General features: G+C 73.2%; 12 protein-coding genes. 6 read left to right on the top strand and 6 right to left on the bottom strand.

Going from position 1 to position 12,102, the window contains the following annotated elements; genetic code table 11:
* Positions 1 to 81 precede the first annotated feature (81 nt).
* Positions 82 to 924 carry a siderophore-interacting protein gene (locus EAO72_RS06195; protein WP_148016171.1) on the top strand — a complete coding sequence of 281 codons (843 nt, stop codon included), beginning with the start codon at positions 82 to 84 and terminating at the stop codon, positions 922 to 924.
* A gap of 230 nt (positions 925 to 1,154) precedes the next feature.
* On the opposite strand, the gene EAO72_RS06190 is transcribed toward EAO72_RS06195, so the two are convergent.
* The gene (locus EAO72_RS06190; protein WP_148016170.1) at positions 1,155 to 1,793 is read right to left on the bottom strand and encodes a MerR family transcriptional regulator; all 639 of its coding nucleotides are present in this window, start codon (positions 1,791 to 1,793) and stop codon (positions 1,155 to 1,157) included.
* 106 nt (positions 1,794 to 1,899) lie between these two features.
* Here EAO72_RS06190 and EAO72_RS06185 point away from each other — a divergent pair, with 106 nt between their 5' ends.
* From EAO72_RS06185 to EAO72_RS06170, 4 genes are all read left to right on the top strand, one after another.
* Entirely contained in the window at positions 1,900 to 2,862 is a 963-nt protein-coding gene (locus EAO72_RS06185) for a hypothetical protein (RefSeq protein ID WP_148016169.1), read from the top strand.
* Positions 2,859 to 3,329, top strand: coding sequence for an ABA4-like family protein (locus EAO72_RS06180; RefSeq protein WP_148016168.1), 471 nt, complete (start codon positions 2,859 to 2,861; stop codon positions 3,327 to 3,329). Before EAO72_RS06185 ends, EAO72_RS06180 begins: the two co-directional genes overlap by 4 nt.
* A gap of 117 nt (positions 3,330 to 3,446) precedes the next feature.
* Complete coding sequence (locus tag EAO72_RS06175; RefSeq protein ID WP_148016167.1) at positions 3,447 to 4,031, top strand: sigma-70 family RNA polymerase sigma factor; 585 nt, start codon at positions 3,447 to 3,449, stop codon at positions 4,029 to 4,031.
* Entirely contained in the window at positions 4,028 to 4,801 is a 774-nt protein-coding gene (locus EAO72_RS06170; RefSeq protein WP_148016166.1) for an anti-sigma factor, read from the top strand. The genes EAO72_RS06175 and EAO72_RS06170 overlap by 4 nt, the downstream gene beginning before the upstream one ends.
* A 44-nt stretch (positions 4,802 to 4,845) precedes the next feature.
* Here the strand turns inward: EAO72_RS06170 and EAO72_RS06165 are convergent, their stop codons facing one another.
* From EAO72_RS06165 to EAO72_RS06145, 5 genes are read right to left on the bottom strand one after another with little or no spacing between them, the layout of a single operon-like run.
* Positions 4,846 to 5,646 (bottom strand): DUF1295 domain-containing protein, encoded by an 801-nt coding sequence (locus EAO72_RS06165; protein ID WP_148016165.1) that lies wholly within the window; start codon positions 5,644 to 5,646, stop codon positions 4,846 to 4,848.
* Positions 5,643 to 7,010, bottom strand: a complete 1,368-nt coding sequence (locus EAO72_RS06160) for an SAM-dependent methyltransferase (protein ID WP_148016164.1) — start codon at positions 7,008 to 7,010, stop codon at positions 5,643 to 5,645. Before EAO72_RS06160 ends, EAO72_RS06165 begins: the two co-directional genes overlap by 4 nt.
* A complete protein-coding gene (locus EAO72_RS06155) occupies positions 7,007 to 8,248 on the bottom strand; it encodes an SAM-dependent methyltransferase (protein ID WP_261991356.1) in 1,242 nt (413 codons plus the stop codon). The genes EAO72_RS06160 and EAO72_RS06155 overlap by 4 nt, the downstream gene beginning before the upstream one ends.
* 44 nt (positions 8,249 to 8,292) lie before the next feature.
* The gene (locus EAO72_RS06150) at positions 8,293 to 9,018 is read right to left on the bottom strand and encodes a DUF1365 domain-containing protein (protein ID WP_148016448.1); all 726 of its coding nucleotides are present in this window, start codon (positions 9,016 to 9,018) and stop codon (positions 8,293 to 8,295) included.
* Complete coding sequence (locus EAO72_RS06145; protein ID WP_148016162.1) at positions 9,012 to 10,286, bottom strand: NAD(P)/FAD-dependent oxidoreductase; 1,275 nt, start codon at positions 10,284 to 10,286, stop codon at positions 9,012 to 9,014. The genes EAO72_RS06150 and EAO72_RS06145 overlap by 7 nt, the downstream gene beginning before the upstream one ends.
* Before the next feature lie 162 nt (positions 10,287 to 10,448).
* Here EAO72_RS06145 and EAO72_RS06140 point away from each other — a divergent pair, with 162 nt between their 5' ends.
* Complete coding sequence (locus EAO72_RS06140; RefSeq protein WP_148016161.1) at positions 10,449 to 12,086, top strand: sulfite oxidase; 1,638 nt, start codon at positions 10,449 to 10,451, stop codon at positions 12,084 to 12,086.
* The last annotated feature ends 16 nt before the right edge of the window (positions 12,087 to 12,102 follow it).

The raw sequence follows: 12,102 nt of genomic DNA, 5'->3' as shown, positions 1-12,102 counted from the left end.
GGTGTTAGGTTAGGTAACCCTAAGACCAATCGTCGCGTGTATGGGCCATCGGTCCGGCATCCGGAGCAGGGAGACAACCTCGTGGCAGAACGACCGGCGCGGCAGGCACCCACGGCGCAGGGTGCGCAGGTCCTGCGCACCGAGCAGATCACCCCGCACATGATCCGGGTGGTGCTCGGCGGCGACGGTCTCGCCGACTTCGCGCTGTCCGGCTACACCGACCACTACGTCAAGCTGTGCTTCGCTCCCGAGGGCGCCGACTACGCCCACCCCTTCGACATGGCCCGCATCCGCGAGGAGTACCCGCGCGAGCTCTGGCCCACGACGCGTACGTACACGGTGCGCTCCTGGGACCCGGTCAGCCGGGAGCTCGCGATCGACTTCGTGGTGCACGGCGACGAGGGCCTCGCAGGCCCGTGGGCGGCCCGCGCGGCCGCGGGCGACCAGGTGACCTTCCTGGGCCCCGGCGGCGGCTACGGCCCCGACGCCTCGGCCGACTGGCACCTTCTGGTGGGCGACGAGAGCGCGCTGCCGGCCGTGGCCGCGGCACTTGAGCAGATGCCCGCCGGCGCGGTGGTGCACGCGTTCATCGAGGTCTCGGACGCCTCGGAGGAGCAGAAGATCGCGTCGCCGGACGGCGTCGAGGTCACTTGGCTGCACCGGGGCGAACGCCCGGTGGGCGAGGCGCTCACCGCCGCGGTGAAGGAGCTGGAGTTCCCCGCGGGCGACGTGCAGGCCTTCGTCCACGGCGAGGCCGGCTTCGTCAAGGAGATCCGCCGCCATCTGCGGCTCGACCGCGGGATCCCGCTGCCGCAGCTGTCGATCTCCGGCTACTGGCGGCTGGGCCAGAACGACGACGCCTGGCGCTCCGTCAAGCGCGAGTGGAACGCACAGGTGGAGCGCGAGCAGGAGAGCGCCGCGTAGCGCCTGAAGACGAACAGCACTGTGCCCCGGCCCCTCCAGGACCGGGGCACAGTCGTGCCCGCCCATCACGTCGGCCGCCGCGCGCCGCCGGTCGCGCGCCGCCGCCCCGCCGCAGGCCTGGTCGCACCCCGTCACACCACCACCGCGCCGCTGACCCGGTCGCGCGCCGCGGCACCTCCCCCGCGCCGCGAGCTCAGCCCCGCACCCCGCAACACCACCACGCCGCGCACTCAGCCGCGCGCCTCCTCGCCGAACACCCGCGCCGACGCGTCGACATGCGCGAGCCGGCGCAAAGCGGCGAACATGGCCTCACCGAGCACCGTGCCGACGACCACGCTTTCCACCAGGTCCTCCCGCGCCACGCGGCGCCCGACGTAGTCGAGATCGGCGCGCGCGACCTGTTCGGCGGCGGCCGCGTAGTGGTCGAGCAGTTCCACGAAGCTGCCGTGACCGGCCCGGCGCAGCGCCACCAGCACCTCGGCCAGGGACTCCCCACCGGGGCTGCCCGCCTCGCACAGCCAGCCCTTGCGCTTCAGCAGTTCCGCGACGTCCTCACGGGCGTCCTCCAGGTCGGGGCCGGGGTCGCCGCCCCGTGACGGCGCGATGCTCTTCGCCGCCGCGCCCAGCACGTCGAACAGCGGCTGCTGCGGGTCCTCCATCACCCGGAGCACCTCCCCGATGGCCGCCAGCGGGAGCCCTCCGACGTCCAGCAGCGCGCGGATCAGCCGGAGCCTGCGCTCGTGCCCGTCGTCGTAGCTCGCCTGATTCGGGCTGGTCAGCCGCCCGGCCGGCAGCAGCCCCTCCCGTACGTAGAACTTGATCGTCGGTACCGGAACCCCGGACCTACGGCTCAACTCGCCGATGCGCACCGCGCGTTCTCCTTCATCCCGCTTGCCAACCCGCCGCCCATCCTAGATAGTTCCACTATCGGATAGCGGGGAGTGCCACTATCCATAATCACCTCAGGGGGATCTCATGCCGCACTGGCGTACCTGGCACCGTCCATTAGTTCTCTTCGCCGCCGCCATGGCCGTGACGACCGTGGTCTCCGGCGTGGGCCTGCTCGTCGACGACCGGGTCCTGGCGGGCTCGGCGATCTGGTTCAAACCCTTCAAGTTCGCGGTCTCGTTCGTGGTGTACGCCCTCGCGCTCGCCTGGATGCTGACGCTGCTCACCCGGGGCCGGCGCACCGGCTGGTGGGCCGGGACCGTGGTCGCGCTCGCCGGCGTCGTCGAGATGGCGGTCATCGTCGGGCAGGTCGTCCGCGGGAAGCGCAGCCACTTCAACAACGCCACTCCGTTCGACGCGTCACTGTTCGCCGCGATGGGCGTCACCGTGGTCATCCTGTGGGCCGGCACGCTGGTCATCGCGATCCTCCTGCTGCGCGCCCGCATCGCGGACCGCGCCTCCGCCTGGGCCATCCGCTCGGGCGTGCTGCTGGCCCTGGTGGGAGCCGGTTTCGGCTTCCTGATGACGCAGCCCTCCAAGGAGCAACGGGCGGCCGGAAACCTCGACACGGCCGATGTGGTGGGCGCCCACGCGGTGGGCGTGCCGGACGGCGGGCCCTCGATGCCACTGACCGGCTGGTCGACGACCGGCGGCGATCTGCGCATCCCGCACTTCGTGGGGATGCACGCGCTCCAACTGCTTCCGCTCTTCCTCCTCGCCCTGGTGGCGCTGGCGCCGCGCTTCGTCCGGCTGCGTGACCCCGCGGTACGGCTGCGCCTGGTGCGGGTGGCCTCCGGCTCCTATGCCGCGGTCACCGCCCTGGTCACCTGGCAGGCGCTGCGCGGCCAGCCGCTCGTCCATCCCGACGGCGTGACCCTCACGGCCGCCGCGGCCGTCGTGGCCGCCACCGCCGCCGCTACGTACGGGGCGCTGCGGGGGCGCCCCGAAGCGCATCCCTCTGCCTCCACCACGAAGGAACTCGTGTCATGACCGGTGCACTGTTCGAGATCGCGTTCGTCCTGGCGGCCCCGTTCTGGCTGCTCATGATCTTCCTGCCGGGCCGGGCGGTCACGGCCCGGATCGCCACCTCGCCGCTGACCGTCCTGCCGGTGCTCGCCGTGTACCTGGCGATGGCCCTTCCGGTGTTTCCCGAGCTCTGGACGGCGGTGAGCAGCCCGGACATCGACACGTTCCGTGATCTGACCGCGCTGGCGAACGGGGCGGGAGCGGTGTGGGCGCAGGTCATCGCCTGGGACCTGCTGCTGGGTCAGTGGATGTTCCTGGAGAGCCGCCGGCTGGGGATCTCTCCGTGGCTGATGGGCCCGCTGCTGGTGCTGACGATCCTGCTGTCACCGTTCGGACTGCTGCTTTTCCTGGTACTGCGACTGCGCGCGGTCCGGACACGCGGGACCCGGTCCGGGAGCGGGCTCCCGGACCGGGCGGTGGCGGCCCGCTGAGGAACGGGCCGGGCGGTCTCGTACGGGGTGCGAGGATTTCGGTCCCTGACCAATCCGCGCCGCCTTCGGCTCCGAATCACCCCACGAGACCGATGAGCATCCTGGGAGGACGCCCGCGTGAAAGAAGCCGTGCACATCAGCGGACTGGCCTCGGCGGGACCCGATCTCCAGGAACTCCTGGGGAGGGTCGCCCGGGGCGATCAGGACGCCTTCTCCCAGGTGTACGAGGCGGTGTGCGGGCCCGTACTCGGACTGGTGCGCAGCGTGCTGCGCGACCCGGCCCAGTCCGAGGAGGTCGCCCAGGAGGTCCTGGTCGAGGTGTGGCGTACGGCGCCGCGCTTCCAGGCCGCCCGCGGGAGCGCCATGAACTGGGTGCTGACGCTGGCCCATCACCGGGCGGTGGACCGGGTCCGCTCGGTGGAGGCCACGACGGCCCGTGAGCACAAGGCCGCGCTGCTCGACCGAACCCCCGCGTTCGACGACGTCACCGAACAGGTGGAGACCCGGCTGGAGCGGGAGCAGGTCCGCCGCTGCATGCGGACGCTCTCCGAGCTGCAACGGGAGTCCGTCACCCTGGCGTACTACCGGGGGCTGACGTATCGCGAGGTGGCGGAGCTGCTCGCGGCACCGCTCGGAACGATCAAGACTCGACTGCGCGACGGGCTGATCCGGCTGCGCGACTGCCTCGGGGTGAGCGCATGAGCGACGCCGGACTGCACACACTGACCGGGGCCTACGCCCTGCACGCCCTCCCGGAGCCGGAACGGCGGGATTTCGAGAGGCATCTGGGCGACTGCGAGGCCTGCTCCGTGGAGGTGCACGAACTCTCGGAGACCGCGACCCGGCTGGGGCTCGCCGTGTCCGCCGCGCCCCCGCGGGAGCTGCGCGAGCGGGTGCTTCGGGAGATCGCGACCGTACGCCAGGAGCCGCCGCCCGGTGGCCGCCGGGCACGCGACGGGGCCACCGGCCGCAGTGGCGCGGGCCGGACCCGGCGCTGGCCGGCGTTCGCGCTCGCCGCGAGCCTGGCCGCGGCGGCGGGCTTCGGCGGCGTGGCGGTCTGGCAGAACCGGGTGGCGCAGGACGCCCGGCAGGAGGCACGCGCCGCACAGGAGGAGAACGCGCGGATCGCCCAGGTCCTCGCCGCACCCGACGCGCAGTCACGGTCCGGCACGCTGAAGGACGGCGCGACGGGCACCGTGGTGGTCTCGGAGAGCCAGGACCGTGCCGTGTTCCTGGCCTCGGGACTGGCCGAAGCGCCCGGCGGCAAGGTCTATCAGCTGTGGTTCGACGACGGCGGCACGATGCGCCCGGCGGGCCTGATGCGGGCGTCGGGCGACTCCCCCACGACATACGCGACCCTGCTCGACGGGCCGGTGGACGGCGCCACGGGCATGGGCGTCACCGTCGAACCCGCGGGCGGCTCGACACAGCCGACATCGGCCCCGCTGGCCCTGATGAGCCTGCCGGCGTGAGCGGTCCGCCCGGCCTCGTGGCACGAGGCCGGGCGGGGAACGGCTCAGCGGCGCGGCGGGCGGGGCAGGAAGCCACTGGTCCTGGCCCGGTAGGCGGCGAACCCGGGCCGCTGCGCCATGTGCCGTTCCAGGAGCGCCTTCCCGCTGCCGCCGATGAGCAGAAAGCTCATCAGGACGGGCGAGACCACGGTGGCGGCGGCCGGTCCCGGCGCCTGGCACACGATCAGGAACAGGCCCCACCACACGCAGAAGTCCCCGAAGTAGTTCGGGTGCCGGGTCCACGCCCACAGCCCCCGGTCCATGATCTTCCCGCGGTTGGCCGGATCGGACTTGAACCGGGCGAGCTGGCGGTCGCCCACACCCTCGAACAGCAGCCCGACCGCCCACAGCCCCGCCCCGGCCCAGGCCCAGGCGCCGACCGGGCCCGTGAGGTACCCGGCCGCCTGCACCGGGAGCGAGATCAGCCAGACCAGGGCGCCCTGGAGCAGGTAGACCTTCCGCAGGGCGTACACGTCGGGGTTGCCCGGCGCCCTGGCGAGCATCGACTCATACCGCGGGTCCTCGCCATGGCCCCGGCCCCGGCGGGCGATGTGCCAGGCCAGACGCAGCCCCCAGACCGCCGTGAGGACCGCTGCCAGCAGCCGCCGGCCGTCATCGCCCTCACCCGCCGACAGGACGTACGAGACGACGGCGACGACGGTGAACCCGATCCCCCACGCGACGTCGACGACCCGGTGCACGCCCTTGTACAGGCCGACGGCGAAGGTGGCGAGCATGACGGCCAGCGCGGCGCCCGCGCAGGGCGCGAGGCCCTGTGCGAACGCCGCCCACGAGAAGCCGCTCATCCGCCGGCTCCGGCCGTCTCCCCGTGACGGGCGGCAGGGACCTCGGTCGCGCCCGTGTACCAGTCGGCCCGGGTGGCCGGCATCCCGGCCGAACCGGTCGCGTCCGGCCGCACGGCGAGGATCTGGTCCACGCCCATGCGCCGCTCCTCGAAAGCCAGGGCGCCACCCGCCAGATAGAGTCGCCACACCCGTACGGTCTCCTCGCCGACGAGCGCGGCGAACTCCGCCCGGCGCTCCTCCAGGGTGCGCCGCCACGCGTCGACGGTAAGAACGTAGTGCTCACGCAGTCCTTCCACGTCACGCACTTCGAGTCCCGCGCCCTCCAGCAGCCCCACGGTCTCGCCGAGGGGCCGCATGTGCATGTCGGGGGCGATGTACGACTCGATGAACGCCCCGCCGCCCGGGGCCTGACGCCCCCGCGACATCTGCTGGACGAGTACCCGGCCCCGCGGCCGCACCATGCCGTGCAGCGTCCCGGCGAAGGCCGGGTACTGCGCGTCGCCGACGTGCTCGCCCATCTCGACGGTGGACACCGCGTCGTACCCGCCCTCGTGGCCGGGCGCGCGGCCGATGTCGCGGTAGTCGCAGCAGCGGACCTCGACCAGGTCCTCCAGGTGCTGTTCGGCCACCCGCTGCCGGACGTACGCCGCCTGTTCCCGGGCCAGGGTGACGGCGGTGACGCGGACGCCGTGCCGCCGCGCGGTGTACAGCGTCAGCGATCCCCAGCCGCAGCCGATGTCCAGCAGCCGCGCGCCCGGACGCAGAGCCAGCTTGCGGCAGATCAGCTCCAGTTTGTCGCGCTGCGCGTCGGCGGGCCCGTAACCGGGTGCGTCGCTCGTCCAGTAGCCGCACGAGTAGGCCATGGTCTCGTCGAGGAGCAGCGCGTAGAAGTCGTTGGACAGGTCGTAGTGGTGGCTGATGGCGGCCCGGTCGCGGGCCTTGCTGTGCAGGACGCCGTGGAGTCCGGCCCGGGCGGCGGGGACCGGCGGCCGGGGGCCGACGGCGCCCATGCGCAGCGCGGTGCCGACGGCCCGCAGCCGGTCACCGGCCCCGGCGCGCGGCGGGCGCAGGCCGCGCTCGCGCACCGCGTGGCGCATCGCCCGCAGCCCGTCGGCGAGGTCCCCCTCGATGTCGACGTCCCCGGTGATGTACGCCTCGGCGAGACCGAGTTCGCCCGGTGCCCAGAGCAGCCGGCGCAGCGCCCGGCGGGAGCGGACATGGACCACGGGGCCGTCGGCGGCGCCCGTCTCGCTGCCGTCCCACATCCTTGCCCTGACCGGGAGTTCACCGCCGAGCAGTTGCTCGACGAGGGGTTCGAGCCGCTGGGCGGCGCCGGTGGCCACCCGCTTGCCGGTGAGTGTCATCGCGCCGATTCCTGACGGGTCAGCAGCATCTGCCGCACATGGAGGTAGCCGGAGCGGAATCCCGCTTCGGAGTAGGCCAGATAGAAGGTCCACATGCGACGGAAGGTGGCGTCGAAGCCGAGGGCCTCGACGTCGGCGGCCCGTTCGGTGAACCGTTCACGCCACAGGCGCAGGGTCTCGGCGTAGTGCGTGCCGAAGTCGTCGCACCGCTCGACGCGCAGGGCGGTGTGGGCGGCCGTGACCTCGTCGATGGCCTCGACCGAGGGGAGGAGTCCGCCGGGGAAGATGTACTTCTGAATCCAGGTGTAGGTGTTCCGGGCCGCCCGCATCCGGTCGTCGGGCATGGTGATGGCCTGGAGGGCGATCCGTCCGCCGGGGGCCAGGAGCCGGTCCAGTGTGCGGAAGTAGACGGGCCAGAACTCCGCGCCGACCGCCTCGATCATCTCGACGCTGACGACCGCGTCGTACACCCCGTCCACGTCCCGGTAGTCGCAGAGCCGGACGTCGACGCGGTCCTCGAATCCGGCGTCCCTGATCCGGTGGCGCGCCAGGTCCCGCTGCTCCCGGGAGAGCGTGACGGACACGACGCGGGCGCCCCGGGCGGCGGCACGGATGGCGAGTTCGCCCCATCCCGTGCCGATCTCCAGGAGTGAGGTGCCGGGGCCGGCCTCGGCGAGGTCGAGCAACCGGTCGATCTTGCGGTGCTGGGCGGCGGGCAGCAGGGCCTGTTCGGCGGGGAAGCCGCGGAAGAGGGCGGCGGAGTAGCTGAGCGTTTCGTCGAGGAAGAGCGCGAAGAGTTCGTTGGACAGGTCGTAGTGGTGGCTGATGTTGTCGCGGGCGCCTTCCTGCGTGCCGAGCTGTCCGGCGGGGCGGCGGCGGGCCCAGAGTCCGCGCAGCCGCTGGAGGGGCGGCGGGATCAGGGTGGCGACCTGGTCGGCGAGGACGGTCAGGACCCCCACCGGGTCGGGTGAGTCCCACTCACCCGCCATGTAGGACTCCCCGAAGCCGATCAGGCCGTCGGCCCCTATCCGGCGGAAGAACGTGGCGGGGTCGGTCACGTCCATCAGCGGACCGCCGAGACCGAGGTCCCCGCGACCCGCCAGGCGGACCCGGAGCGGGAGGCGGGCCAGGGCGCGGCGGACGAGCCGTTCGGCGACGGCGGTGCGCAGCCGGGAGGCGCGCGGCGGCCGCAGGACGTCGGGCCGGCGGCCGGGGCCGGTGCCCGTGGTGGTGTCCACGGGAGGCGGGACGGAGGGGGACGGGGAGTGGGACGTGGACACGCTCACTGCATTCCTTCCTGGGTGCGGTGGTGGGGACGGGGCTGTACGCGCAGTCCGCCGAGCAGGAGGCGGATGCCGTGCAGCCGGATGGCGGCCGACACGACGGCCGTGGACCAGGGGTGGCGGACGGCGAGGCGGAGCAGTTCGGCCGGGTCTGCGGGCCTTCGTACGCCCCGGACGGTGGCGGTGAAGGGCCGGGTTCCGGACCGTTCCAGATGGACCGTCAGGGTGAGCCGCCGGCCGGGTTCGGGCAGCCGCATCCGGTAGGCGCCGTCGGTACCGAAGAACGGCGACACATAGAACTCCTTGCCGGTGTCCGCCCGTCCGGAGCCGTCCGGCCGCAGCAGGTAGCAGTGGCGTTCGCCGTAGGTGTTGTGGACCTCGGCGACCGTGCAGAGCGGGGTGCCGTCGGCGCGGCGGCACCAGTAGACGGTCAGCGGGTTGAAGACGTGGCCCAGTACCCGGGCCTGGGTGAGCATCCGCACGCAGCCGTCGGCGAGGTCGATGCCGTGGGCGGCCAGGAAGCGGTCGAGGCCGGCCCGGATGGTCGGGGCCGTACCGCCGAAGTGGTCGCGCGGGTCGAAGCCCGCCAGCGGGCGCAGGGCGCGGGGCAGCGGTGGCGGCCGGTCGGGGTCGATCAGCCACAGGTAGGTGCGGTGCCGGAAGGCGTACCTGCCGGGCGCGGTCCGTACGTGCGTGATCGTGCAGGGGTAGAGGGCGTTCACCAGTCCACCCCCAGTGCGGCGGCCGCCTCGGCCCCCGAGCGGCAGCCGTCCTCGTGGAAGCCCCAGCCGTGGTACGCCCCCGCGTAGGCGGTGACGGGGCCCGAGAGGGCGGGCAGTCCGGCCTGCGCGGCGACGGACCCGGGGGTGAAGACGGGGTGCTCGTAGACCATGCGGGCGCGGACCAGGCCGGGGGCGACGCGGTCGGCCCCGTTCAGCGTGACGACGAAGGTCTCGGGTGCGTCGAGGCGCTGGAGCCGGTTCATGTCGTAGCTGACGGTGACGTGGGCGGCGTCGGCGGAGCAGGACGGCATCAGGTAGTTCCAGGAGGCGCGGGCGCCGCGGGCGGCGGGCAGCAGCCGGGTGTCGGTGTGCAGCAGGGTGGGGTTGCGGGAGTAGCGGAAGGCGCCCAGGGTGCGGGTCTCCTCGTCGGTCGGGTCGGCGAGGATGCGCAGCGCCTGGTCGGGGTGGGTGGCGATGACGACGGAGTCGAACGGCTCCGTGGTGTCGTCGGCGGTGACGAGGTCGACTCCGTCCGCGTGTCGGCGCACGGTACGGACCGGGGTCGAGGTGCGGACGGCGCCGAGTTGCTTGGTGACCCGGTCGACGTAGGCGGCCGAACCGCCGGTGACGGTCCGCCACACCGGGGAGCCGCCGACGCTGAGCATCCCGTGGTGGTCGAGGAAGCGGAAGAGGTAGCGGGCGGGGTAGCGCATCGCGGTCGCCGGGTCGCAGGACCAGACCGCGGAGACCACGGGGGTGAGGAAATGGGCGGTGAAGTACGGGGAGAACCTGCCGCGTGCCGCGAAGTCGCCGAGCGTCATCGAGTCCGCGTCCGGGCCGCCGTCCGCCAGCAGGCGCCGGGCGGCCCGGTGGAAGCGGGGCACGGCGGCCAGCATCCGCAGATAGGCGGGGTCGCGGACCGTCGCCGGCCGGGCGAGGAGACCGGCCGGGCCGCGCGCGCCCGCGTACTCCAGGCCGCATTCCTCGCACCGTACGGACATGCTCATCTCCGACTCCTGCGTCGGGACGGCGAGTTCCGCGAAGAGCCGCAGCAGATGCGGATAGGTGCGCCGGTTGTGCACGATGAAACCGGAGTCCACGCGGTGGACCCGGCCGTCGGCCGCGGGCAGGTCGTGGGTGTGCGCGTGGCCGCCCACCCGGTCGTCCGCCTCGAACAGCGTCACGTCGTGCGCCCTGCGCAGGATGTGGGCGGCGGTCAGTCCCGCCACCCCGCTTCCCACGACGGCCGTGCGTCGCCGCCTGTCTGTCATCGTGCCCTCCTCGGCTCACCGGCGCCGGCCGCTCCCCGTGCCGTCACGGAGGAGCGTCGATGCCTTTCGGCTGTGGTTCGTTGCCGGTCGTGCCGCGGATTGGCCCGGGCCGATTCTCATTCGGTCGAGTGAGAGACCAATCCGCCGGGCTTCGGGGAACGAATGCCGGATGTGAGTGAAGATCAGAACGACACGCGGAACGGGGCCCGGGGGTCCCGGCGGTCCCGCTGGGCACGTGCGGCCTTCGCCGCGCTCAGCGGTGTGATCGCCGGGTTCTGTGCCCTGGCCGTCGCCGAGCTCGTCGCGGCGGTCGTACGTCCCGAGGCGGGTCCGGTCGCGGCGGTGGGCGGTGCGGTGATCGACCGCACTCCCCCGGCGCTCAAGGACTTCGCCGTACGGAACTTCGGCACGAACGACAAGCTGGTGCTGCAACTCGGCATCCTGGCCCTGCTGGCGGTCTTCGCCATGGCGGTCGGGGTGCTGGCGCTGCACCGCCGGCTGATCGGCTCGGCGGCCGTCCTGGTCTTCGGGGTGGTCGGGGCAGTCGCGGCGACCACCCGGCCCGAGGGCCGGGTGGCCGACGCGCTGCCCTCGGTGGTGGGCGCCGTGGTGGCCGCGGGAGTGCTGTATCTCCTGGCGGGACGGCTGGCCCCGGTTCCGGGCCCCTCCCCCGCGGCTGGCGGGAGGGACACGGAGCCGGACCACGGCGCCTTCGACCGGCGGCGCTTCGTCATCGCGGCGAGCGCCGCTGCGGCGGCCTCGGCGGGAGCCGGGCTGCTGGGACGGCGGCTCACGTCGGCCGTGCAGGCCGGGGCCGCCGCCTCACGGCGGGACCTGGTCCTGCCCGTGCCCGCCTCAGCGGCGCCGGCCGTGCCCGCGGGCGCGGATCTGGGGATCCGCGGGCTGAGCTCGTTCGTCACGCCGAACAAGAGCTTCTACCGGGTGGACACGGCGCTGGTCGTGCCACGCGTCGATGCCGGCGAGTGGCGGCTGAGGATCCACGGCAAGGGCGTGAAGAGGCCCTTGACGCTCAGCTTCCAGGATCTGCTGCGCCGGGAGATCATCGAGCGCGACATCACCCTGACCTGCGTCTCCAACGAGGTGGGCGGACCGTACGTCGGCAACGCCCGGTGGATCGGCGTGCGGCTGGCCGATCTGCTGCGGGAGGCCGGGGTGAAGCCCCCGTCCCGGGGCGGAGCCGCCGACCAGATCGTGGCGCGTTCGGTGGACGGCATGACGATCGGCACTCCGGTCGAGGACGTCATGGACGGCCGCGACGCGATGCTCGCCCTCGGCATGAACGGTGAGCCGCTGCCCTTCGAGCACGGCTTCCCGGTCCGGATGGTCGTCCCCGGCCTGTACGGATACGTGTCGGCCTGCAAGTGGCTGAAGGACATCGAGCTCACCACGTTCGACGACTACGACGCCTACTGGGTCAAGCGGTCCTGGTCCCGGCAGGCGCCCGTCAAGACCGAGTCCCGCATCGACACCCCCCGCCCCTTCGCCTCCCCGAAGGCCGGCACCGTCCCGGTCGCCGGGGTCGCCTGGGCCCAGCACCGCGGCATCCAGCGGGTCGAGGTCCGGGTCGACGGCGGCCCGTGGAACACCGCGCGGCTGGCCGCCGAGGACAGCCGGGACACCTGGCGCCAGTGGGTGTGGGAATGGCCGGCCACCTCCGGCAGCCACACCCTGGAGGTCCGCGCGACGGACCGCACCGGCGCCACCCAGACCGAAGAACGCGTCGGCACCGTACCCAACGGTGCGACCGGCTGGCACTCCGTGGTGGTCGACGTGTCCTGAACGGGCCCTCCCGGCC

The sequence above is a fragment of the Streptomyces sp. OR43 genome, assembly GCF_008042275.1.
In the GTDB taxonomy this organism is placed as follows: Bacteria; Actinomycetota; Actinomycetes; order Streptomycetales; family Streptomycetaceae; genus Streptomyces.
This window is presented reverse-complemented; position numbering and strand designations above follow the sequence as displayed.

Excerpts from the sequence above, each read along its gene's own strand:
- EAO72_RS06185 (WP_148016169.1), top strand. The coding sequence starts at position 1,900 with ATGCCGCACTGGCGTACCTGGCACCGTCCATTAGTTCTCTTCGCCGCC.
- EAO72_RS06180 (WP_148016168.1), top strand. The coding sequence starts at position 2,859 with ATGACCGGTGCACTGTTCGAGATCGCGTTCGTCCTGGCGGCCCCGTTC.
- EAO72_RS06170 (WP_148016166.1), top strand. The coding sequence starts at position 4,028 with ATGAGCGACGCCGGACTGCACACACTGACCGGGGCCTACGCCCTGCAC.
- EAO72_RS06165 (WP_148016165.1), bottom strand. The coding sequence starts at position 5,646 with ATGAGCGGCTTCTCGTGGGCGGCGTTCGCACAGGGCCTCGCGCCCTGC.
- EAO72_RS06160 (WP_148016164.1), bottom strand. The coding sequence starts at position 7,010 with ATGACACTCACCGGCAAGCGGGTGGCCACCGGCGCCGCCCAGCGGCTC.
- EAO72_RS06145 (WP_148016162.1), bottom strand. The coding sequence starts at position 10,286 with ATGACAGACAGGCGGCGACGCACGGCCGTCGTGGGAAGCGGGGTGGCG.
- EAO72_RS06140 (WP_148016161.1), top strand. The coding sequence starts at position 10,449 with ATGCCGGATGTGAGTGAAGATCAGAACGACACGCGGAACGGGGCCCGG.